We start from the raw sequence: 23,292 nt of genomic DNA, 5'->3' as shown, positions 1-23,292 counted from the left end.
AGCTTTCATGACACGCCGGCGAACGGCGAAATCAGCATGAAAGCCCCGGATTCGTTGGCTATTCCACCAATGCGATCAACTGATGCCGCTGGGCATCGGTGAGCATCGGGCCGAAACCGGCCCCGGCGTTTTCCGCCATGTAGCGCGGGTTGCCAGTGCCGGGAATGACGCAAGTCACCGCCGAATGCGACAAGAGGAATTTAAGCGCCAGTTGCGGCCAGCTCTTGACCCCGACTTGCGCGGCCCAGCCCGGCAGCGGTTTGTCTTTCAATCGACCGAGCAAGCCACCGCCGCCGAATGGCCGGTTGCAGATCACCGCCACGCCGCGCTCGCGGCACAGCGGCAGGATGCGTTTCTCGACACCGCGATCATCCAGCGCATAGTTGATTTGCAGGAAATCCAGCGGCTCGGCCTTGAGCACCGCTTCCACTTCTTCATACGCCGACGCGGTGTAATGAGTGATGCCGATGTAGCGGACTCGGCCCTCTTCCTTCCAGTGACGCAAGGTCGGCAAATGGATTTGCCAGTCCAGCAGGTTGTGAATCTGCATCAGGTCGATGCGGTCGGTCTGCAACAGCCTGAAGGACTCTTCCATCTGCGCGATGCCTTCTTCGCGGCCCCGGGTCCACACCTTGGTCGCCAGGAACGCCGGCGAGCGCGGCTCGTGGATCGACAGCAGTTCACCGGTGGTCTGTTCGGCACGGCCGTACATCGGTGAGCTGTCGATCACCGTCCCGCCCTTCTCGAACAACGCGTGCAGCACGGCGGGCAGTTGTTTGTAGGCCGGATCTTCGGGGGCCACATCAAAACCGCGATAGGTGCCCAGCCCGACGATGGGCAGCGACTCTTTGCTGGAAGGAATGACGCGGGTCTGCATGGTCTTGCCTCCTGTTCCCGTCGACGGCGGGGTTTGCGCGCCGGTCGGACCGAACGTGAAGACCGCCGAAACACCGGCAGCCAGCGTGAGTATTTCTCTACGGGTGTAACCCACAGGATGGCTCATAAATCGTCCCTCGCCCGCCAATCAGGTTTCGACTTGTTGCGCCTGTCGCCGGGCCAGCCACAGACATAACCCGGCCCATAGCCCGGCAAACGGCACGATGAACAGCGCCACCAGGCCGAACCCTGCGCCCATCGTCGTCAAACCGGCGGACAACCAGCCACTGGCGGCATCGCCACCGCGATAGACCAGGGTCTCGATCACGTTCTTGGCCTTGTATTTCTCTTCGCGGCTGACCACCGTCCACAACACTTCCCGCGCCGGGCGCACGATGGCGAATTCCACCGCGCGGCGCAGCCCTTGGGCCAGCGCCACAGTGGCCGGCACCGGCGCCAGTGCCATGGCGGCAAACGCGACGATGGTCGCCAGTGGCATCGCAATCAGGGCTCCGCCAATGCCCACAAAACGGATCAACGGCGCCGTCAGCAGCAGTTGCAGCGTCAAGGTCAGTGCCGACACGATCAAATCGACGACGGCGAAAAATTGCGTCCGGCTGCCCGTATCAGCGTAGCTGCCAGCGACGATCCGACCCTGCTCGAAATACAACAAGGTCGCGGCGCTGGTGTGCAGCAGCATGAACAGCACCAGCCCCAACAGGTACGGAGAGCGCAGGATCAGGGTGATGCCGGCGAGCATGCCGCCGCCCAGGCGCCGTTCGTCGAGTAGTGGATTGCCCGACTGCGATTGCGTACGCAGCAATAACGCCCGATAGCAACGCACGGCGATTTCCAGCAACAGTGCTGCGGCGACGGTCAATGCCACCGGGCCTAGCCGGGTGGCCATGGTCGCCGCCAGCAACGGCCCGATAAACGTGCCGAGGGTGCCACCCGCCGCGATGCAACCGAACAGCCGCCGCCCCTGTTCGCTAGAAAAACGGTCGACCAGCACACTCCAGAAAATCGAGACGATGAACAGGTTGTAGATACTGATCCAGACGAAGAACACCCGACCGACCATCACCGGCGCGACGTGGTTGGCGATCAGCACGCCGAACACCAGCATCGACGCGGCAATCACGCGGTAGATCAACGGCACGAATCGCGTGGCCGGCAGCCGCGAGGCCAACGCACCGAACACCGGCACCATCAGCAGCATCACCACGAAGGTGGCGGTAAACAGCCACTGCAACTTGTCGGCGCCACCTTCAAGACCCAGGGCATCGCGCAACGGGCGCACCAGGTAGTAGCTGGCGAGCACACAGAAATGAAAGGCGAAACCCAAGGCCAGGGCCGCTCTTTCCGATGGCAATACATTGAGCCACTTGAGACCGATGGGCATCGGCGCCCTCCTCTAGCGGCAGCTACACTCTGACAGCACCCGGAGCCGTCAATGCCGCCCACTAACGTTAGCCGAATGTCTCGAACCCTGGTGTTACTCGTCGTCATCCCCGCAGCGGTTTACGTGGCGCTTTGTGTTGCGCTGTTCGTCTTTCAGCGTTCGCTCATTTACTACCCGCAACCCCGCGCCATCGGCTCAGCCGAAACGCTGCTCACGCTGCCCGTCGATGACGCGCAAGTGCTGGTTTCAGTCAGACCGTACGATGGCCCCAAGGCGCTGATTTACTTTGGCGGCAATGCCGAGGACGTCTCGCGGAGCCTGCCGGGGTTCGCCGAAGCCTTTCCTGATCATGCGCTGTACTTCATGCATTACCGAGGCTATGGCGGTAGCAGCGGCTCGCCCTCCGAGGAGGCGATTGCCCGTGATGCCATGACCTTGTTCGACAAGGTCTACGCCGATCATCCGCAAATTACCGTGGTCGGCCGCAGCCTGGGTTCGGGAGTTGCCGTGCGTCTGGCCAGTTCCCGTCCGGCCACGCGACTGTTGCTGGTCACGCCTTACAACAGCCTCGAAGAACTCGCCGCCCGCCAGTTTCGCTGGTTTCCGGTGCAATGGTTGTTGAAAGACAAATTCGAATCCTGGCGCTACGCCTCGCACATCACGGTGCCGACGCGGCTGATTGCTGCCGAACATGACGAGGTGATTCCGGGTTCAAGCACGCAGCGGCTGTACGGCCATTTCGCCAAGGGCATGGCATCTATGCAGGTGATCAAGGGCACGGGACACAATTCGATCAGTGACAGCCCTGAGTATTTCAAGGCGCTGGGGGATGGGTTGTAGCGACAAAAAAACGGTCCGGGCAAGCGCGCCCACGCTTCCCGGACCAAAGGACAACACGCAATCAGAATCTCGGTTTAACCGCTTTCCATTCCGGCTTGTAACGCTGCATCTGCTTCACATCATCGCGCTGGCGAATGCCGCAGGTCAGGTATTGGTCATGCAGCTTGCCCAGTTGATCGTGATCCAATTCCAGGCCCAATCCCGGAGCCCGGGTAATCTTCACGCAGCCATCGACGATCGGAAGTTTGCCGCCCTTGATCACCTCTTCGTCCGGTTCCTGCCATGGGTAATGGGTGTCGCAAGCGTAATCGAGGTTCGGCACCGAAGCGGCGACATGGGCCATGGCCATCAGGCTGATGCCCAGGTGCGAGTTGGAATGCATCGACACGCCGAGGCCAAAGGTCTGGCACATTTTCGCCAGCGCCTGGGTGTCGCGCAGACCACCCCAGTAGTGGTGGTCTGCGAGCACGATCTGCACGCTGTTCTGCGCCACGCTGCGGCGGAACTCGTCGAAGTCGGTGACCACCATGTTGGTCGCCAATGGCAGCCCGGTGCGTTTGTGCAGTTCGGCCATGCCGTCCAGGCCTGGCGTCGGGTCTTCGTAATATTGCAGGTCATCGCCGAGCAATTCGGCCATGCGGATCGAAGTCTCCAGCGACCAGTTGCCGTTCGGATCGATGCGCAGCGGGTAGCCCGGGAAGGCTTTTTTCAGCGCCTTGATGCACGACACTTCATGCTCCGGCGGCAGCGTGCCGGCCTTGAGCTTGATGCTCTTGAAACCGTAGGCCTCGATCATCCGCCGCGCCTGGGCAACGATCTGCTCTTCGTTCAGCGCCTCGCCCCAACTGTCTGGTTTGTAGGGTGAGTCGACGTGCTGCGCGTATTTGAAAAACAGGTAAGCGCTGAACGGAATCTCGTCGCGAATCGCCCCGCCCAGCAAGTCCACCAACGGCACGTTCAACGAATGCGCCTGCAAATCGAGGAACGCCACTTCGAACGCCGAGTAAGCGTTGCTCACCGCTTTGCTCGCATGGGAACCGGGGGCCAGTTCCGCGCCGGCAAGGCTCACCGGTTTGTTCGCCGCCACAGTCGCCTGAACGATGGCGCGCAGTTGATTGAGGTTGAACGGGTCAAGGCCAATCAGCTGGCTTTGCAGCTGTTGCTGGATCGCCAGCGCCGGAGCGTCGCCGTAACTCTCACCCAGACCAATGAAGCCATTGTCGCTTTCGACCTCGATGATCGAGCGCAGCGCAAAGGGTTCGTGAATGCCGCTGGCGTTGAGCAATGGCGGATCACGGAAGGCGATGGGGGTGACGGTGACTCGTTTGATTTTCAAGAGGCTGCTCCCGTTGGATCAGATTTCAGGGCTTGATGACTGACTGGCTTTTTTGCGGCGACGCCTTCTGGCGATGCGCCGGTCAACGCAAGGAGGCTGTCGCCGCGAGGTGCGGTTCGGGCGAAGAAGATCACCACGGCGGCCACCAGCGATGTCGCGGCCAGGCCATACAAACCACCTTCGATGGAGCCGGTGGTCTGCTCGAGGAAACCGAACGCGGTTGGCGCGACGAAGCCGCCGAGGTTGCCGATGGAGTTGATCAAGGCGATCACCGCCGCCGCGATGCGTGCATCCAGATAGCCTTGCGGGATCGGCCAGAACAATGCCGACGCAGCCTTGAAACCGATCGCGGCAAAACAGATGGCGACGAAGGCGAACACCGGCCCGCCGGTGGTGGACATGAACATGCCGAACGCAGCGATCACCAGCGTCACCGCGACCCACGCCTGCTGGTATTTCCACTTGCTGGCCATCGCAGCGAAGCCGTACATCGCGATGATCGAGATGATCCACGGGATCGAGTTGAACAGGCCGACCTGGAAGTCACCGAGGTTGCCCATTTTCTTGATCATGCTCGGCAGCCAGAACGTGGCGCCGTAGATGGTCAGGGCGATGGAGAAATAGATGAAGCAGAACAGCGCGATCTGCTTGTCGGCCAGCAACTTGAACATCGACGGTTTGACCGTCTGCGTGGCTTCGCGGGCCTGTTGCTCCTGCGCGATGGCGGTGGTCAGCGCAGTCTTTTCTTCATCGCTCAACCATTTCGCTTCACGGGGATGGGATTGCAGCCAGAACCAGACAAAACCGCAGAGCACGATCGACGCAAAGCCTTCGATGAGGAACATCCACTGCCAGCCGTGCAGGCTCAAGCCGTTGATGTGCAGCAACGCGCCGGACACCGGGCCGGAGATCACCGAGGCGATGGCCGAACCGCTGAGGAAAATCGCCATGGCCTTGCCGCGTTCGGTCGATGGCAGCCATTGGGTGAAGTAGTAAATGATGCCGGGAAAGAAGCCGGCTTCGGCGGCGCCGAGGATGAAGCGCAGTACATAGAAGCTGGTTTCACCGCGCACGAAGGCCATCGCCATCGCCGCCGCGCCCCAGGTGAACATGATTCGGGTCAGCCAGGCCCGTGCGCCGTAGCGTTGCAGCAGCATGTTGGACGGCACTTCGAAGATCGCGTAACCGACGAAGAACAGCCCGGCACCCAAGCCATAAGCGGCAGCGCCAATACCGAGGTCGGTTTCCATGTGGCTACGGACGAAACCGATGTTGACCCGGTCGATGTAGTTGACGATGAACATCACCACGAACAGCGGCAACACGTGGCGTTTGACTTTGGCCGCCGCGCGGGCCAGCACATTCGGGTCGGGTGGACTCTGCAGGGTTTTCAAGGGGCGACTCCCGATCATTTGTTTTTATAGGGATTGCTTGAGGCGTGGGCCGATCATGGACGCCGACATTGATCCCGTCTAATCTAACTTGGCATTCGATTGATACCTGGATTAGATCAATGTTCGAGCTGACTCAACTGCGCTGCTTCACCACCGTCGCCACTGAACTGAATTTTCGCCGCGCCGCCGAACGGTTGAACATGACCCAGCCGCCGCTCAGTCGGCAGATTCAATTGCTCGAACATCACCTCGGCGTCGCGCTGTTAACCCGCAGTACTCGCAGCGTCGCCCTCACCGCTGCCGGCCGGGCGTTCTTCATCGAAGCGCAGAACCTGCTGGAGCGCGCTCAGCAGGCGGCAGTCACTGCCCGACGGTTCGCCGAGGGCGACATTGGTTCGGTCAATATCAGTTTTGTCGGCAGCGCGGTGTATGAGTTCCTGCCCAAGGTGATTGCCGAGGCGCGTCTGACGCAGCCGCACGTCAAGATCGACCTGTCGGAGATGAACACCTACCAGCAACATGAAGCCCTGCGCGCCCGCCGCATCGATTTGGGTATCGCTCGCGCACCGTTGCTGGAGCCCGGATACTCCACCGAATGCCTGGTGCGTGAACCGTTCGTGTTGGCGGTGCCCAGCACCCACCCTCTGGCAACGGCCGCCAGCGTGTGGGTCCAGGACCTCGACGGCCAACCGTTCCTGATGTATTCCCACGCCGCCTACCCGCCGTTCAACGAATTGCTGACCGGCATGCTGCGCTCGGCCCGCGTCGCCCCGGATTACGTGCAGTGGCTAGGTTCCTCCCTGACCATCCTCGCGCTGGTCAACGCCGCCATGGGCCTGGCCCTGGTGCCGCGCTGCGCGACCAGTGTGGTGTTCAAGAATGTGGTGTTCCGCGATATCGACCTGGGTGAAGGCGTGCAAAGCGAACTGCACCTGATCTGGCGCGAGAACAACGACAACCCGGCGTTCGCCATGTTGCTGGAAGGGATTCGGCGGGCGGTGCGTGAGGGGTGGGGATCGTAGTTTGAGTCTCGCCTTGGGCTGGTGCACCGAGACTGAACCTCGCAATAAAAAAGTGCACATCGCGGTTGTTCCGTAACCACTCGCCATCTCGAAAGCCCCGACAGCAAGGCCTCCCCCGTTCTGGCCCGCTGCTTGCAAACACCCGTTACGCAGTCAACGCAGATTGCACCCTATACGACAAAGGCGCCGTGTAGCCCCCGTTTCGACGGAGGGCCGCATGGCGCCTTTTGCGTTTCCGGGCCGATCAGCTGGCAAAGTTTCGAGGGACGAGGATGGCCGACAAAACCGTACGCAGCGTGTGCCCCTATTGTGGTGTGGGCTGCGGCATTGTCATGCAGGTCGAAGGTAATCGGGTGGTCAAGGTCTCCGGAGACAAGACGCACCCGACGAACTTTGGCCGACTCTGCACCAAGGGTACGACCTGCGGGCAAGCGATTGCCGACTCCGGCCGGATGGAAAACGCTTACTTGCGCCAGGCGCGTGACCGCGACCCGGTGCGGGTTGCCATGGACCAGGCCATCAGCGAAACCGCCAGCAGACTGCGCGACATGCTCGACCTCCACGGGCCGGATGCGTTGGCCTTTTATGTGTCGGGACAGATGTCGCTGGAAGCGCAATACCTGATCAACAAACTGGCCAAGGGTTTCGTCCGCACCAACAACATTGAGTCCAACTCGCGCCTGTGCATGGCCAGCGCAGGCAGCGGCTACAAGCTCTCGCTGGGTTCCGACGGGCCACCCGGTTCCTACGAAGACTTCGACCGCGCGGACCTGTTCTTCGTGATCGGTGCGAACATGGCCGACTGTCACCCGATCCTGTTCCTGCGCATGATGGACCGGGTCAAGGCCGGGGCAAAACTGATCGTGGTCGATCCACGGCGCAGCGCCACGGCAGACAAGGCCGGCCTGTTCCTGCAAATCCGCCCCGGCACCGATCTGGCGCTGCTCAATGGCTTGCTGCACCTGCTGGTGAAAAACGGCCATACCGACCCGGACTTCATCGCCTCGTTCACCGAAGGCTGGGAGGTGATGCCCGAGTTCCTCGAAGACTACGCACCGGACAAGGTCGCCGCCCTTACCGGTCTCGCCGAAGCCGACATTCGCCAAACGGCGCAATGGATCGGTGAAGCGGCCGAGTGGATGAGTTGCTGGACGATGGGGCTCAACCAAAGCACCCACGGCACCTGGAACACCAATGCCCTGTGCAACTTGCACTTGGCTACCGGCGCGATCTGCCGGCCGGGCAGCGGTCCGTTCTCCCTGACCGGGCAACCGAACGCCATGGGCGGACGGGAAATGGGCTATATGGGCCCAGGCCTGCCCGGTCAGCGTTCGGTGCTGGTCGAGGGAGATCGGGCGTTCATCGAGAACATGTGGAGCATCCCCGCCGACAGCCTACCGCGCACGGTGGGCGCTGGCACCGTCGACATGTTCGAGCAAATGGCCGCCGGCCGGATCAAGGCCTGCTGGATCATCTGCACCAACCCCGTGGCGTCGGTGCCTAACCGGCGCAAAGTGATCGAAGGCTTGCAGGCTGCCGAACTGGTCATCACCCAGGACGCCTACCTCGACACCGAGACCAACCGCTACGCCGACATCCTCCTGCCCGGCTCCCTCTGGGCCGAAGCAGAAGGGGTGATGATCAACTCCGAGCGCAACCTGACGCTGATGCAAAAAGCCGTGGAGCCGCCCGGCGAGGCGCTCGCCGACTGGCAGATCATCGCCCGGGTCGCTTGTGAAATGGGCTTCGCCGAGGCGTTCACCTACAGCTGCGCCTCCGAGGTGTTCGAAGAGATCAAACAGGCCTGGAATCCCAAGACCGGCTATGACATCCGTGGCGCGAGTTACACGCGCCTGCGGGAAAAACCGCTGCAATGGCCGTGCGCGGAAAACGATGCCGAGGATCGCCATCCAATTCGCTACCTGAACAACGGCGTGAGTCAGTCACTCAAGGTCGAGGCCGATGGCAGCCGTTCCGCCATCGTTTTCGCCACCGAGCGCGGCAAGGGCATATTCCTCGCCCGCCCGCACATGCCGCCTGCGGAAATGCCGGATGAAGCGTTCCCCTTTGTCCTCAACACCGGGCGCTTGCAGCACCAGTGGCACACGCTAACCAAGACCGGCAAGGTCGCGACCCTGAACAAGCTCAACCCCGGCCCCTTCGTCGAGATCCATCCGGAAGACGCCGCCAGCCTCGGCATTCGCGACAACGACCACGTGGAGGTGCGCTCTCAACGTGGCCGCGCCGTATTGCCGGCCGTGGTCACCGACCGGGTGCGCCAGGGCAACTGCTTTGCGCCTTTCCACTGGAACGATGTGTTCGGGGAAAACCTGGCGATCAACGCGGTGACCCATGACGCGGTCGACCCAATTTCGCTGCAGCCTGAATTCAAGTTTTGCGCGGTCGCCCTGCAACGGGTCGAGCTGATCGAGCATCAGTTTCTCGAAATCCCGGAACCTGTCGCCGACAACCTTTCCCCCTTACCCGAGGAGCCCGTCATGTCGAGTATCGAAGCCTTTGCCGATATCGCCGGCATCAGTCGCCTGCCCTCTCCTGCGCTCAATGATCGTGAGCGTCTTTATCTGGCTGGTTTTGTCAGTGGCCTGCAATCGACGGCGGGCCGGCAGGCGTTGGGCGTTCCGGTGCTGCCTGCCAACGCGCCGCTGGCGGCCGACACCCGGCTTTGGCTGGACGGTGTGTTGGGTGGCTTGTTCAGCCGGATGGATAGCACTGACGCGACACTCTCAGTGATCGACAGCCAACCGACCCTGACACTGTTGTGGGCCTCGCAAACAGGCAATGCGGAAGCGTTGGCCGAGCGTTTTGCCGCACGTTTGCGCGAAAGTGGAATCGCTGTCGAACTGAGCGCGATGGCCGATTTCCCCGCGAGCAAACTCGCCAATACGCAAACCCTGGCGCTGATCAGCAGCACCTTCGGCGACGGCGATGCGCCGGACAACGGTGAAGGTTTCTGGCAGACCTTGAACCGCACAGAAACCCGCTTGGAGTCCCTGCGTTATGCAGTGCTGGCGCTGGGTGATCCCAACTACGACCAGTTCTGCCAGCACGGAAAAAAACTCGATCAGCGTCTCCAGGAGTTGGGCGCCACGCGGCTGCTGGAACGGGTCGATTGCGATACCGAATTCGAAGCGCGTGCGGACCAGTGGTTGGCGGAACTCCAGAAAACCCTGCAACCGGTCGCGGTCGAACCGACTCCGAACGTTGTCGTCAGCCCTGTTTCGACGCCGTGCAAGGCCAAACCTTTTGCCTCTCGATTACTGAACAACCTGCACCTGAACCAGCAGAGCGCGAACAAGGAAACCCGCATGTTTTCCCTGGCGCTAGGCGACTCCGGGTTGAGCTATGAGGCGGGCGATGCCTTGGGTGTATTGCCTCGCAACTGCCCGGAACTGGTCGGTGAAATGCTGCAGCTGACGAGCCTTGGCGCCGACACGCTGGTCAAGGTCGACAAGGTCGGTGAACTGCCTTTGCGTCAGGCATTGACCGAGCATTTCGAGATCGCCCGACCCAACAGCGACACCCTGGCGTTCATCGCTGAACGCAGCCGCAACCCGGCGTTGAAACAGTTGCTGGGCGGTGAGCACAAGGCTGAACTGAAAGACTGGCTCTGGGGCCGGCAACTGGCGGACGTGTTGCAGGAGTTTCCGGTCGACTGCTCGGCCAGTGAATTGCTCGGCACCCTCAAGCGCCTGCAACCGCGGCTGTATTCGATTGCCTCCAGCCCCAAGGCACACCCGCAGGAAGTCCATCTCACCGTGGCCGCCGTGCGCTACGGCAAACGCAAAGGCGTGTCCTCGACCTTCCTCGCCGACCGTGCGCAGAGCACAGACGTGCCGGTGTTCGTCCAGCCGTCGAAGTACTTTCGCCCACCGGCCGATGGCAACCTGCCGATGATCATGATCGGCCCCGGCACTGGCGTGGCGCCCTTTCGCGCCTTCCTGCAAGAACGCCGCGCACGGGGTGACGCGGGCAAGAACTGGCTGTTCTTCGGCGAACAACACGCGGCCAGCGATTTCTACTATCGCGACGAACTGCAAGGCATGCAGCGCGATGGCCTGCTGACGGAACTCAGCCTGGCGTTCTCCCGCGATCAGGCGCAGAAAATCTACGTGCAGGACCGCATCCGCGAACAAGGTGCCGAGTTGTGGCATTGGCTGCAGGAGGGTGCGCAGTTGTACATCTGCGGCGATGCCAGTTGCATGGCCAAGGATGTCGATCAGGCCTTGCGCCGGGTCGCGCAGGATCACGGTGGGCTGTGCACGGAAGGCGCTGCGGATTACTGGCGCCAGTTGAGTGAGCAGAAGCGCTATTTGCGGGATGTCTACTGAAAACCTGGGGCGGCGGGCCTGCTTGCGAAGGTGTGTCAATCGCATCGGTGTCGACTGATAGGCCATCGCGAGCAGGCTCGCTCCTACAGGGGTTGTATCGAGTCAGAGGTACTCGACGTTCCCGTCGACACTGATCGCCTGACCCGTGATATTCCCTGCCGCCGGGGAAGACAGGAACAGCGTCATCGCCGCCACGTCTTCCATCGTGACCATCCGGCGCAGCGAGATTTTTTCCAGGTACTGATCGCGCATGGACTCGAAACTGATGTCCAGCGTCTTGGCCCGCGCATCGATCACCCGATCCATGCGCTCCCCCGCGACCACGCCGGGCAGGATGGCGTTGACCCGAATGTTGTGCGGCCCCAGTTCGCCCGCCAGCGACTTCATCAACCCGACAATCGCCCATTTGGTCGAGGCATAGGGCGTTCTGAACGGATAACCCAACCGACCGGCCACCGAGGACATGGCAATGATGTGCGGGTTCTGACCGGACTGCTTCAGATACGGCACCGCCTTACTGAGGAAGTAATACTGGCTGTTCAGATTGGTGGAAATCGTCTGTTCCCACGCCTCTGCATCCAGCGCCTCGATGTTTCCGGTGGGCCCTGCAATTCCGGCGTTGTTGACCAGGATGTCGAGGCCGCCGAGCAGTGATATCGCCTCGTCCATGATCCGGTCGACGTGTTGCTTGATGCCGACATCCACCACACCACCGTGCATGCCGGGGAATTCAAGCTTCATGCGGTCAACGGCGCTGGCGTTGATGTCGCAGATGTAGACCCGCGCACCGACTTCATGAAACGCCTTGGCGATGACCGCACCGATGCCGGCTGCGCCCCCGGTGATCACCACCTTCAGACCCGGCGGCGGTGTCAGCAAATCAACAATCTTCATGATGCTCTCCTCTTATTCAGTCACCGGCTGCGCCACCAGAACCGGTTCGGCATTGATCGCTTTGGCCAGCAACGGCACCAGCAGCAGCCCCAGAATCGCGGCGCCCACGATCACGTAGAAACCTGATGAACTCAAGCCCGAAGCCTTTTCCGCCAGTCCGAACAGGTAAGGTCCGGCAAAGCCACCGAGCAAACCGATGGTATTGATGAACGCCAAACCTGCCGCCGCCTGAATGCCCTGCAGGCGCTTCATGGCAATGGCCCAGTAGATCGGCAAAACTCCACCGGCGAAGAACGCGGTGGCGGTGAACAGCGCAATGCGCGCCGAGGCGTCATCAATCAGGGTGAATGCCACGGAACTGGCGATCAGACCGCAGGTGAACAGCCCCAGGCAGTAGCAGTCGCGGGCGATCTTGCGATGAATCCTCGGCAGCACCAACACCCCGGCCAGGAAACCGATTCCGACGCTGCTGGACAGCAGGCCGACGGTCAGCGGCGAAGTAATCTGCATCTGCTGGATGATCGACGGCGTGAAGAACACCAGCCCCACGAACGCGACCTGGTTGAGGAAATAGATCAAGCCGATCAGGATCGTTGTCGGGCGCTTCAGCGCCTTGACCCAATGGCCCGAGTATTCATGGGAGTTGGCATGGCCCGGCAGCAGCGCATGGGCTTCAAGGGAATCGGCCTCGGCCTTGGTCAACCAGCGGGCATCACGCGGACGCTCCGGGAGCTTGAACCAAAGGATCACCCCGACAATGATGCTCGGCAGCCCTTCAAGCAAAAACATCCATTGCCAACCGTGCAAGCCGCCGATGCCGTCCATTTTCATCAGCGCACCGCCGATGGGATTGCCGATGACCAGTGCCAGCGCTGGCGCGAGGTAGATCCAGCCAATGGCGATGGCTCGGTCCTTGGGCGCAAACCACAAAGTGACCATGTACATCAGCGCAGGAAACAGACCGGCCTCGGCGATACCCAGCAACACCCGCAGCAGGTAGAACGACCACTCACCCTGGACGAACATCATCGCCGAAGACAATGTTCCCCAGGTCACGGCGATCCGTGCGATCCAGCGCCGCGGCCCGATACGGTGGGCCAACAGGTTGCTCGGCACTTCCAGCAACGCGTAGCCAAGAAAGAAAATCCCCGCGCCCAGCCCGTAGGCAGCGGCGCTGATGCCAAGGTCGGCGTTCAGTGCCGCTTTGGCCAGCGCAACGTTGGTGCGGTCCAGATACGACATGAAGTAGATGGCGCACATCAGCGGGATGAGTCGAGCCATCGCCCGCCGAGTGGCAAGCCAATGGGTCTCAGCGGTACTGAGCATGATCGTCATGGTGAAACCTCTTTTTGTTATTTTTTTGGGTTCTGGCAGAACACTTACAGGTGAACGTTGTGTTTGCCCTTCAGGCCGAGCATCTGCCGGGCTTCGTCGGGCGTGGCGATTTCATAGGACAGCTCTTCGAGAATGTGGCGGATCTTGCGCACCTGCTCGGCGTTGGTCTTGGCCTTCACGCCTTTGGCGAGGTAGATGCTGTCTTCGAGACCGACGCGCACGTTACCGCCCATGATCGCGCCCATGGTCACGAACGGCAGTTGATGCCGGCCCGCGCCGAGGATCGAAAATTCGTAGTTCTGGCGACCGAACAAGCGGTCCGCCGTGGTGCGCATGATTGCCAGGTTTTCCGGGTCGGCGCCGAGGCCGCCGAGGATGCCGAAGCATGACTGGATGAACAGCGGCGGCTTGACCAGGCCTTGCTCGACGAAATAGGCCAGGTTGTAGAGATGGCCGACGTCGTAGCATTCAAACTCGAATCGGGTGCCGTACTCACCGAGCTCCAGCATGATCGCCTTGATGTCCTTGAAGGTGTTCTTGAACACCACGTCTTCCATGCCTTCGATGTGCTCCTGCTCCCAATCATGGTTCCAGGTGGAAATCTTGCGGGCGATCGGGTGGATCGAAAAGTTCATCGAGCCCATGTTCAGCGAACACAGTTCCGGTTTGGCGATCAGCGGATAGGCAAGACGCTGCGCCAGGGTCATGCGCGTGCTGCCACCGGTAGTGATGTTGATGATCGCATCGGTGGCCTGGGCGATGGCCGGAACGAACTGGCTGAATACCGCCGGGTCCGGGGTCGGTCGACCATCCAGAGGATCGCGTGCATGCAGGTGCAGGATCGCCGCGCCGGCTTCAGCGGCCTCAATGGATTGCTGCTCGATGTCGGCCGGCGTCAGCGGAAGATATTCGGACATCGATGGTGTGTGCGTCGCACCTGTGATCGCGCAGGAAATGATGACTTTGCGGCTCGGCTGACTCATGTAGGTGACCTGTCTTGTTATTGGATTTGGCAAGTGCGATGAAGATCGAAGAGATTCGCAGCCACTGCTTGTGGGATGAAGCTTATTGAATTTTCAGCGCTCAGGTAAGATCATTATCGGACACCTATAGATCCCTAAGGGACAGCGTCAGGAGCCCCCATGCCACCGAAAATGCCGTTGTTCAATGAACGCATCTACGCCCCTTACAAGATTGCCGCGCTGGTGGAAGTGCTCAGCGAACAGGGCATCGCGCCTGCAGACAGTTTGAGAGGCAGCGGTGTCGACGAGGACAAAATCTACGACGCCACGGCGCTGACCTCGGTGCGCCAATACGCGACGGTGTGCGGCAATGCGCTGTCGCTGTCCAAAGATCCGGCCACGCCGTTCAAGACCGGGTCGCGCCTGCATCTGTCCGCTTACGGCATGTATGGCTATGCGCTGATGTCATGCCTGTCGCTGCGCGACTATTTCCGGCTCGGCGTGAAGTACCACTCGCTGGCCACGCCCACGCTGACCATCGAATGGCACGAGTACGAAGACGAGGCCGTGTGGACGTTCCCGGATGCGTCCAACCCGAGCCCTTCGCGGGAGATCAAACAGTTCCTGATCGAGCAGCAGTTCACCCAGCACGTGACTCATCTGCAGGATGTGTTCGGCCAGAGTTGCCCGCCGACCAAAGCCTGTTTTTCCTATCCCGCGCCGGCCCACGCAGACATCTATCCGCAATACCTGGGATGCCCGTGCATTTTCGATCATGATCAGTGCGAGCTGCATTACGACAGCTCGATCCTCGATCAAAAACCACATCTGGCCCACCGCCTTACCGCGACGGTGCTGCAAGAGACCTGCGACCGGTTGATTGGTCAGGCGAAGGTGTCTTCGGGGATTTCCGGCGAGGTGTACCAGATGATGATGCAGACGCCCGGCGAATTCCCGAGCATGGAAGCGGTGGCTGACAAGCTGCACATGACCACCCGCAGCCTGCGCCGCAAACTCCAGGAAGAAGACACCTCGTTCGTGGCGATTACCGATGACGTGCGTTGCTCGCTGGCCATGGAATATCTCAAGACAACGATCATGAGCACCGACGATATCGCCCTGTTGCTGGGCTTCTCAGAGCCTACGAACTTTCGACGAGCCTTCAAGCGCTGGACCGGGAAAACCACAAAGGAATATCGCCAGGGCTGAAGTCATGCTTCATCCCTGACGTGGGTTTGGCAGCTTAGAAAATCGACACCGGGTAACTGACGATCAAGCGGTTTTCGTTGAAGTCCGCCAGGCTGAAATCACGCTTGATCACCGAGTTGCGCCAGCGCAGGGACAGGTTTTTCAGCGCGCCGCTTTGCAAGACATAGGTCAGCTCGGACTCGCGCCCCCACTCCTTGCCATCGGTAACGCCACCGGAGTGAACATTCGAGCCGCTGATGTAGCGGTTCATCAAGGTCAGGCCCGGTACGCCCAGCGCGACGAAATCGAAGTCGTGGCGCAATTGCCAGGAGCGCTCGTCAGCGAAGTCATAGCTGTTGCTGAAGCTGTCGTTGGCCAGCGTCGCCCCGCTCGTCCCGTTCAAGCGCATCCAGTTATCGCCATCGACCTTTTGCAGCCCGAGATAAAAAGTGCTGGCCTGAAAACGTGCCGACAGCAACGCCGAATAGGTTTTGTTATCCAGTTCGCCGGCAAGTTTTTTCCCGTCATCCTCGCCGCTGAAAAACCCCAGGTTCGCCCCCAATACCCAATCGCCTGCTTTCTGGCTATGGGTGAAATTGAAATAGCGCTGGTGGTAGATGTCTTCCAGTTGCGCATACCACGCGCCGACCTGACTTTGATTGTCATTGAAGGCGTATTCCACACCGGAAAAGTTGAAACGGTCGGATGTCACGCCCGGACGATTGAACATCGACATCCGCTCCATGCTCGCATCGTTACGCGGGCTGTTACCGCGAAACTGACCGCCGTAGAACGTGAAGTTGTCCAGGTCTTTTGAAGTGATTTGCGCACCGCGAAACGTTTGCGGCAGTGAGCGACCGTCATCGGAGCGAATCACCGGCAATGCAACGACCCACTCACCAATCTTCGCCTGGGTTTTGGCAAAACGTACTTTCGCCGCCACCGCCAGGCGCCCGAAATCGTCCGCTGGCCGGCCGTCATCATGCACGGGCAGCAGTTGCGTATTGGTGGTGCCTTTCCCGCCATCGAGTTTTTGCGAATACAGCCCCAGCGCATCAAGGCCAAAGCCGACCGTGCCCGAGGTAAACCCCGAGCGGGCATCGAGGATCACACTTTGCGTCCACTCCTCGGCCTTGGCCTGAGGATAGGCGCTCTCGGTAAAGTTGCGGTTGATGTAGTAGTTGCGCAGGTTGGCGTTGACGTGGGCATCTTCAAAAATGCCTTCCGCAAAAGCAGGAAGACTGGTTAACGAACCACTGAGTGCCAGAAGCTTCAACGACGTCGAAACAGTCTTCGTATTGATCAGGGCGCAATATCGCATGGGGGACTCTCTTTTATTTTTATTGGGAGCTTGCAGGTGTTGCCAGGACCGTCGATGGCCTTTTTCCAGGCGCAACTTCGCGTTGGCCAGGCGTCGTTGATTGACGCTGCCAAACCTTCATCGACTGTTTTTTCACGAGGCGATACTAGCGAGAATCTGGCGGATTCAAAGATCAATACCAGACATCATGAGATCTTAAAGGGACATTCTGAACAGCTTCGATGGCCGACCGAAAAAACAAAAAATCCCTCAGGGTTCAATAACCCTGAGGGATTTTCATTGGCTGGATGACGCTCAAGCGTGCACGACCACCATTTTCCCGCCCGCCTCGTTCGCTTCCATCACGCGATGCGCCTCATGGATCTCTTCAAACCGGAAGACCCGCGATGGTTTGACATCCAGGCGCCCTGCCGCCACGTCCTGGGCGATGGCCTGCAAGGGCACGTCCGCCAGTGGGAACCCGGCGGTGCCGAACACGAAACTGCCGAAAAAGGTGAGGTAGACCCCGCTCGCCATTTGTAGCAGTGGATTGAACTCAGCGATCGGTGCCAGCCCACCCAACCATCCCGCCAGGCACACTTTGCCGCCCCGGCGCACGATCGACAATGAATCGATCACTGTGCTGTTGCCGACCAGATCCAGTACCGCGTCGAACTGTCCCGAGTCGACAATTCGACCGGACAACCCGGCGCCCTCCAGCTCCACGCGCACGGCGCCCAACGCTTCGAGCATGGCAAAGCGCTCAGCGTTACGCGATGTCGCGACCACGTGTGCACCGGCGTTGACGGCCAGTTTCACCGCTGCCTGACCGAAAGAAGAGGTTGCGCCTCTGATCAGCAATTTTTGCCCTGGCGCCAGCTCAAGATTACGAAACAGGCAGGTCCAGGCGGTCGCATAGGTTTCCGGAATGGCGGCCAGTTCTGACCATGGCAAATCGGCCTCGATCAACGCCACATTCGACACTGGGGCCCGAGTGTATTGCGCGTAGCTGCCGTTGATCGTCCGGCCCAAACCACCCATCAGAGCAGCGACTTTGGCACCGACCGGAAACTCGCCACCCGGGCATGACTTGACCAGTCCAACGCATTCGATACCTGAAACCGGTGCAGCTTCAGCCCATTCCCCGCGGCGCATGTGCATTTCCGCATGGTTGATACCGAAGGCCTTGATTTCGATCACCACATGGCCCGCCATCGCTTCGGGCTCAGGGATGTCTTTGTAGACAAGGCTATCAATGCCGCCGAATTTTTCCAGAACGATTGCTTTCATGATGTCTGTCCCAAGTCGAGCTGATAAGTAACCATACCGAACACGATTTAGAGGTTACGAGCAAGGCAATAACTTGTCAACACACATTAGAGTGGTTACGCTGACCGGTATCCAATCACCCCTTCAAGGGACACTCTCATGAGCAGCACACCCCGTGGCCCGGCGATGTTCCTGGCCGATGCCGCCGCCCTGGACTACCTGAACTCGATCGCGACGCCCATCGATGAGCCGGTGGACTGGATCGACGATGGCGCCGGCTGGCTGGAATGGCTGAAACAGGCCGGCTGGGTAGAGCCCGAAATTCTCCAGCGGATGCAAGCGCAGGCCATGCCGGGCGAGCTGGAAATGGTCGCGACACAGGCCCGGTCGCTGCGGGAATGGTTTCGTGGCTTCGTCGTCAAATACAAAGGCAAACCGCTGGACGCTTCGGCCCTCGCGGAGCTGGAGCCCTTGAATCGCCTGCTCGAACGGGACGAGAAATTTACCCGGATCGCCCTGCAGGACGGCGACTCGCCCAAGCTCGCATGGCAGTTCCAACGACGTTGGCGTGGCCCGGACTCCCTGCTGCTGCCCCTAGGCGAAGTCCTCGCGGAGTTTGTCTGCACCGAAGACTTTTCCGATGTGAAATGCTGCGAAGGCCCCAGTTGCACGCTGATGTTCGTTGACCACACCCGTGGTAGAAAACGTCGCTGGTGCAGCATGGCTGTCTGCGGCAACAGAGCCAAAGCGGCCGCGCACCGCGAGCGGCAGAAAAACGCATCCGGCTCCTGATACGCCAAATCCATCCCCTCTCCCTCAAAAAATAGTAACCCGTCAAAATACACTTGACGGGTTATTTATTCGCGTGCAAAAGTCATCCTTGCAAACCACTTAAACACCACCAAAGCGGTTACGAGGTAATCCATCATGGCCAACATGACTCCAGGCATTGCATCCATCAGCTACACATTTGCCGACGTTGACGGCGTCCGCGTCTTCTACCGGGAAGCGGGCGACCGGGCCAATCCAACCCTGTTGCTGTTGCATGGCTTTCCAAGTTCATCCCACCAGTTTCGCCAGCTCATTCCCCTGCTGTCCGAACACTTCCATATCGTCGCGCCGGACCTGCCGGGTTTTGGTTTCACCGAAGTGCCCGATCAGCGTCAGTACGTGTACAACTTCGATGCACTGGCGCAAACGCTGGAGCATTTCGTCGACGCCCTGGGCCTGACGCGCTATGCCATGTATGTATTCGACTACGGCGCACCGACCGGCCTGAGGCTGGCGGTGAAGCATCCCGAACGAATGACCGGTCTCGTCTCACAAAATGGCAATGCCTACCTTGAGGGACTGGGCGATGCGTGGGCGCCGATCAAGGCCTACTGGGCAGAGCCGTCAGCCGAAAATCGTCAGGCGATTGCCGATGCGGTCCTGCATTTGGCCGGTACTCGCTGGCAGTACGAACACGGTGTCAGCACGCCGGAAGCTATCGCCCCCGAGTCCTACACCCTCGACGCCTTGCTGCTGGAACGGCCCGGCAACAAGGACATTCAACTCGATCTGTTCCTCGATTACGCGAACAACCTCGAACGCTACCCGCAATTCCAGCGTTTTTTCCGCGAGCGGCAAATTCCGACGCTGGCGATCTGGGGCAAACACGATCCGTTTTTCATCCCGCCGGGCGCCGAGGCGTTCAAACGCGATAACCCCAACGCCATCGTTGAATTGCTGGATACCGGGCACTTTGCGCTGGAGACGCATGTCGATTACATCGCCAAGCGCATCATCGAAGAGCTTGGCGACGTTGTGTAAGTGAAAGGTCAGGCGGATGCGAGGGTGCATCCGCCTGCAACCCCGAATCAATTCACCGAAGGAAAATCGATATCGGTGTCATTGATACGGTTGAAGGTGTTGGTGAAGATGGTCATCGCAACCGCCAGGGAGATCTCGAGCAGTTGCCCCTCGGTGTAGCCCGCGGCGCGAATAACGTTGTACTCCTGATCCTTGATCGTCCCGTTAGTCTCATGCAGATTCAGCACGAAGTGCACCAGCGCATCACGCTTGGCGTCGCCGGTGCTTTGACCCAGACGGATTTTCTTGAGGGTGTCTGTCGTCAAACCCACCATCTTGCCCAGCATGACGTGCGCCGCCACACAGTAGTCGCAACCGGTCCGCTCGCTGATCAACAACTTGATGGTTTCCAGGTCCTGTTTGCTCAGGCTGCCGGACGCGAGTGTTGCTTCGGCATTCAGCACTGCCGTCAAAAGAGCCGGGTTCAGATGACCGATTGCTGCGAACAAATTAGGCACGGTGCCGCCTGCGATTTTCTTGACTTCGGCATAGGCAACGGCGGTTGCACCGGTAGCGGAGGCAACAGCTGGAACAGTGATACGGCTCATGGTGGGAATCCTTCAGCAGTGGTTAGGAGTCGCCACTTTAGGACAAGTTTTTGAGCTTGTTCAGTCTCATAATTATCAATATAGTGCTCTAACGTCTCAATGATGAACGAATATGAATCCTCAATCAGATTGGCTCAGTCGCCTGATAAGCATGATGACGGTCCGGGGTCAGCTGGAGCTGCGCTGCTCCTACGGCGCACCGTGGGAAGTGGTCTACGACGAATCGAATGCAGGTGAAATGCCCTACCACGTCGTCCTCAGTGGAACTGCATTACTGGAGAGTCCGGGTACCGGGCGAGCGCAGCAACTCGGTGCGGGTGACATCGTGATGTTTCCTCATGGCTCGGGGCATGTTCTGCATGACGGCAGTGGTGTATCCCCTGCCCCGGCACATTACCTTGGCGACCTCAATCTGACATACAGCGAGAATACGGGGACAGGCGAACGTCTGGACATGCTCTGCGGACGCTTCATCCTCGCGCCACCGCATGATCGTTTCATTCGTGATTACTTGCCTACGCGGCTCGTCGTCAGGACCTCGAGAGACGATTCGCGACGCAGTGAAACCTCCACTCAACTGGCGGGTTTGCTGGCGTTGATGCGTGCCGAGTCCAACACCAGCCAACTGGGCGGCCATGCAATGTTGAATGCGCTTTCGGCAGCGCTCTTTACCCTGACGTTGCGCATGGCGAGCGAGTCGGATGAGGCCCCAATCGGATTACTGGCTTTGGTCGGGCACCCCCGCCTGGCTCCCGCACTGACGGCCATGTTCAATGACCCGGCGCACCCCTGGACACTTCCGGAACTGGCGGGGCTCTGCAACATGTCGCGCGCAACGCTGGTCCGCCACTTTCAGGAAAAGGTCGGGCGATCGGCCAACGATCTCTTGACCGGGATTCGCATGACGCTGGCCGCCAACGAATTGAAGAACCCCAATGCATCGACCGAAGCCGTCGCGGAGACGGTGGGTTACCAATCGGTGGCCGCGTTCAGGCGCGCCTTCAGCCAGCACATGGGCATGACGCCCGGTGAGTGGCGGCGGTCAAATCGGCGTAATCCAGTTTGAGACGATAGAGCATCTATTTGAGAATTCACGATCCCGATAATTTCAATTACCCATCGTAAAGTGGGCTGGTCATTGCGATCAGCCAAATCACGCACTGACATCAAGAACATTCTTTTAAGTGAACCAAGGAATCAGTCAGTCATGAACGCTTTATTCAACACCCTCGCCAATTCCGGCCTGCTCAAACGAGACCTGGACTTTCATCTGGTGCGAGCCTCGATGGTGATCATCTTCCTGTTCTTTGGTTACCAGAAATGGTTCCAGTACGAAGCCGATGTACTGATTCCCTATATCAGCAACGGCCCATTGGTTTCCTGGATGTACCCGGCCTTCGGTGTGCGTGGCGCAAGCTGGTTTCTCGGCGTGGCGGAGTGGACGTTCGGCGCGTTGCTGTTCGCCGGTTTCTGGAGCAGGAAGCTCGGAGCACTTGGTGCATTCGGTTCGATCATCACCTTCCTGGGCACCGTGACGATCATTCCATTCATGCCTGACGGATGGGCTGAATCGGCTGGCGGCTTTCCTGCGATGGTCGGCAACATTCCGTTCCTTATGAAGGACGTCGTTCTGCTCGCGGTATCCATCTACCTGTTGAAAGAGGATGTGCAGCGCATATTGTTCAACGACATGCGCAAAGTCTGATGGGCCACTGATACGTCCGTCGGACAGCGGGCCTCATGAGCAAATAAGCCCTCGCGCCCCGTGAACCTTGTTCCGGGGCGTTAGTCATAGAGCGGCGAATATTTCTCCCCCCTATCGTTGTCATCTCATCAGAGCTGTCCGCACCATGCGCCAAACCGCCCTCGCCTTGCGCTTCACTTCGCTGTGCCTGTTGACCTCGATCCCTCTTTTCGCCAGCCCAGCCCACGCCGGCGCGGAGCGAGAACTGGTGGAAGCCATCAACGATTATCGAGCCCACCCGGAAAACTGTTCGCGGCGTCCCGCCCAACGCCTGTCGCCGCTGGCACTGAAGTCCAATTTAGCGCTGCCGATCGGTTATGGCGGCGGTTTGCGGGAGCGTTTGAAAGATTCGGGGTATCAGGCGGTGGCCGTGCGCTCTATCCGCGTGGTGGGTGCGCAGGATGCCGAAGAGGCTTTCGACCTGCTGCTGGACGACCATTGTGCCGCGTTGCTCGATAGCCAGTACGCCGACATTGGCGTCAGTCGCAGTCGCGGTGAGTGGCAAGTTGTGTTGGCGCAGCCGGTGCTCGACCGACAGATGGGCGACACACGCAGCGTCGGCAAAACCTTGCTGGCACAGGTCAACGCCGCCCGCGCCAAACCGCGAATGTGCGGTCGCCAGCGCTTCGCCGCCGCTCGGCCCTTGGCCTGGAACGCGAGCCTTGGCGCTGCCGCACAAGGGCACAGTAAAGCGATGGCCTACGGCAACTATTTCGCTCACCGCGATCCCGATGGCGACACCGCGGCCGACCGGGCAAGAGCGGCTGGTTACCGTGGCCGGCAGATCGGTGAAAACATCGCCGCCGGCCAGGGTTCACCGAATAAGGCGATGGCCGGATGGCTCGCTAGTCCCGGACATTGCGCCAACCTGATGAATCCGATGTTCACCCAGGTCGGTGCAGGTTATGCGACCGAGGCGCGCAGCGACGAAGGGGTTTACTGGACGATGTTGTTCGGGGCGAAATGATTGGCCTGATTCGCG

At 60.0% G+C, this 23,292-nt stretch carries 20 protein-coding genes; 10 read left to right on the top strand and 10 right to left on the bottom strand.

Features of this window, described 5'->3' with window-relative positions; translation table 11 throughout:
* Positions 1–58 precede the first annotated feature (58 nt).
* Both V6Z53_RS14860 and V6Z53_RS14855 read right to left on the bottom strand, forming a co-directional pair.
* On the bottom strand, positions 59–1,003 hold the full coding sequence (locus V6Z53_RS14860) for an aldo/keto reductase (RefSeq protein WP_338586284.1): 945 nt from the start codon (positions 1,001–1,003) through the stop codon (positions 59–61).
* A 21-nt stretch (positions 1,004–1,024) separates the two neighbouring features.
* Positions 1,025–2,278: an MFS transporter gene (locus V6Z53_RS14855; RefSeq protein WP_338586283.1), complete on the bottom strand. Its 1,254-nt coding sequence runs from the start codon at positions 2,276–2,278 to the stop codon at positions 1,025–1,027.
* A 51-nt stretch (positions 2,279–2,329) separates the two neighbouring features.
* On the opposite strand from V6Z53_RS14855, the gene V6Z53_RS14850 reads away from it, so the two are divergent.
* A complete protein-coding gene (locus V6Z53_RS14850; RefSeq protein WP_338586282.1) occupies positions 2,330–3,118 on the top strand; it encodes an alpha/beta hydrolase in 789 nt (262 codons plus the stop codon).
* Between the two features lie 61 nt (positions 3,119–3,179).
* On the opposite strand, the gene V6Z53_RS14845 is transcribed toward V6Z53_RS14850, so the two are convergent.
* Together V6Z53_RS14845 and V6Z53_RS14840 are read right to left on the bottom strand one after the other, a co-directional pair.
* The gene (locus V6Z53_RS14845; protein WP_338586281.1) at positions 3,180–4,454 is read right to left on the bottom strand and encodes a glucarate dehydratase family protein; all 1,275 of its coding nucleotides are present in this window, start codon (positions 4,452–4,454) and stop codon (positions 3,180–3,182) included.
* Positions 4,451–5,848 carry an MFS transporter gene (locus V6Z53_RS14840; RefSeq protein ID WP_338586280.1) on the bottom strand — a complete coding sequence of 466 codons (1,398 nt, stop codon included), beginning with the start codon at positions 5,846–5,848 and terminating at the stop codon, positions 4,451–4,453. The genes V6Z53_RS14845 and V6Z53_RS14840 overlap by 4 nt, the downstream gene beginning before the upstream one ends.
* A 119-nt stretch (positions 5,849–5,967) precedes the next feature.
* Here V6Z53_RS14840 and V6Z53_RS14835 point away from each other — a divergent pair, with 119 nt between their 5' ends.
* Complete coding sequence (locus V6Z53_RS14835) at positions 5,968–6,870, top strand: LysR family transcriptional regulator (protein ID WP_338586279.1); 903 nt, start codon at positions 5,968–5,970, stop codon at positions 6,868–6,870.
* A 272-nt stretch (positions 6,871–7,142) separates the two neighbouring features.
* Positions 7,143–11,219 (top strand): bifunctional nitrate reductase/sulfite reductase flavoprotein subunit alpha, encoded by a 4,077-nt coding sequence (locus V6Z53_RS14830; RefSeq protein ID WP_338586278.1) that lies wholly within the window; start codon positions 7,143–7,145, stop codon positions 11,217–11,219.
* Positions 11,220–11,321: 102 nt separating this feature from the next.
* Here the strand turns inward: V6Z53_RS14830 and V6Z53_RS14825 are convergent, their stop codons facing one another.
* The 3 genes from V6Z53_RS14825 to V6Z53_RS14815 are packed head-to-tail and all read right to left on the bottom strand — an operon-like array spanning position 11,322 to position 14,431.
* Positions 11,322–12,113 (bottom strand): SDR family oxidoreductase, encoded by a 792-nt coding sequence (locus V6Z53_RS14825; RefSeq protein ID WP_338586277.1) that lies wholly within the window; start codon positions 12,111–12,113, stop codon positions 11,322–11,324.
* Between the two features lie 12 nt (positions 12,114–12,125).
* Complete coding sequence (locus V6Z53_RS14820; protein WP_338586276.1) at positions 12,126–13,448, bottom strand: MFS transporter; 1,323 nt, start codon at positions 13,446–13,448, stop codon at positions 12,126–12,128.
* A gap of 44 nt (positions 13,449–13,492) precedes the next feature.
* On the bottom strand, positions 13,493–14,431 hold the full coding sequence (locus V6Z53_RS14815) for a 3-keto-5-aminohexanoate cleavage protein (protein WP_338586275.1): 939 nt from the start codon (positions 14,429–14,431) through the stop codon (positions 13,493–13,495).
* A 159-nt stretch (positions 14,432–14,590) separates the two neighbouring features.
* On the opposite strand from V6Z53_RS14815, the gene V6Z53_RS14810 reads away from it, so the two are divergent.
* Positions 14,591–15,619 carry an AraC family transcriptional regulator gene (locus V6Z53_RS14810; protein WP_338586274.1) on the top strand — a complete coding sequence of 343 codons (1,029 nt, stop codon included), beginning with the start codon at positions 14,591–14,593 and terminating at the stop codon, positions 15,617–15,619.
* A 34-nt stretch (positions 15,620–15,653) separates the two neighbouring features.
* Here the strand turns inward: V6Z53_RS14810 and V6Z53_RS14805 are convergent, their stop codons facing one another.
* Positions 15,654–16,919 (bottom strand): OprD family porin, encoded by a 1,266-nt coding sequence (locus V6Z53_RS14805; RefSeq protein ID WP_338586273.1) that lies wholly within the window; start codon positions 16,917–16,919, stop codon positions 15,654–15,656.
* A gap of 54 nt (positions 16,920–16,973) precedes the next feature.
* Here V6Z53_RS14805 and V6Z53_RS14800 point away from each other — a divergent pair, with 54 nt between their 5' ends.
* Complete coding sequence (locus V6Z53_RS14800; protein ID WP_338586272.1) at positions 16,974–17,210, top strand: hypothetical protein; 237 nt, start codon at positions 16,974–16,976, stop codon at positions 17,208–17,210.
* A 3-nt stretch (positions 17,211–17,213) separates the two neighbouring features.
* Here V6Z53_RS14800 and V6Z53_RS14795 read toward each other — a convergent pair whose 3' ends face one another.
* Positions 17,214–18,188 (bottom strand): zinc-binding alcohol dehydrogenase family protein, encoded by a 975-nt coding sequence (locus V6Z53_RS14795; RefSeq protein WP_338586271.1) that lies wholly within the window; start codon positions 18,186–18,188, stop codon positions 17,214–17,216.
* Between the two features lie 138 nt (positions 18,189–18,326).
* Between V6Z53_RS14795 and V6Z53_RS14790 the strand changes: the two genes are divergently transcribed.
* On the top strand, positions 18,327–18,959 hold the full coding sequence (locus V6Z53_RS14790; RefSeq protein WP_338586270.1) for a CGNR zinc finger domain-containing protein: 633 nt from the start codon (positions 18,327–18,329) through the stop codon (positions 18,957–18,959).
* A 135-nt stretch (positions 18,960–19,094) separates the two neighbouring features.
* On the top strand, positions 19,095–19,979 hold the full coding sequence (locus V6Z53_RS14785; RefSeq protein WP_338586269.1) for an alpha/beta hydrolase: 885 nt from the start codon (positions 19,095–19,097) through the stop codon (positions 19,977–19,979).
* A gap of 47 nt (positions 19,980–20,026) precedes the next feature.
* On the opposite strand, the gene V6Z53_RS14780 is transcribed toward V6Z53_RS14785, so the two are convergent.
* Positions 20,027–20,566, bottom strand: a complete 540-nt coding sequence (locus V6Z53_RS14780) for a carboxymuconolactone decarboxylase family protein (RefSeq protein WP_338586268.1) — start codon at positions 20,564–20,566, stop codon at positions 20,027–20,029.
* A 112-nt stretch (positions 20,567–20,678) separates the two neighbouring features.
* Between V6Z53_RS14780 and V6Z53_RS14775 the strand changes: the two genes are divergently transcribed.
* The 3 genes from V6Z53_RS14775 (at position 20,679) to V6Z53_RS14765 (ending at position 23,277) form a co-directional block, all read left to right on the top strand.
* Complete coding sequence (locus tag V6Z53_RS14775) at positions 20,679–21,632, top strand: cupin domain-containing protein (protein ID WP_338586267.1); 954 nt, start codon at positions 20,679–20,681, stop codon at positions 21,630–21,632.
* Between the two features lie 141 nt (positions 21,633–21,773).
* The gene (locus tag V6Z53_RS14770; protein WP_338586266.1) at positions 21,774–22,271 is read left to right on the top strand and encodes a DUF417 family protein; all 498 of its coding nucleotides are present in this window, start codon (positions 21,774–21,776) and stop codon (positions 22,269–22,271) included.
* Between the two features lie 145 nt (positions 22,272–22,416).
* Positions 22,417–23,277 (top strand): CAP domain-containing protein, encoded by an 861-nt coding sequence (locus V6Z53_RS14765; protein WP_338586265.1) that lies wholly within the window; start codon positions 22,417–22,419, stop codon positions 23,275–23,277.
* Positions 23,278–23,292: the final 15 nt, after the last annotated feature.

This window comes from Pseudomonas sp. MAG733B (assembly GCF_036884845.1).
Taxonomy (GTDB): Bacteria; Pseudomonadota; Gammaproteobacteria; order Pseudomonadales; family Pseudomonadaceae; genus Aquipseudomonas.
Note: the sequence above shows the minus strand (reverse complement) of the source record. Positions and strands in the feature narration are given on the sequence as shown.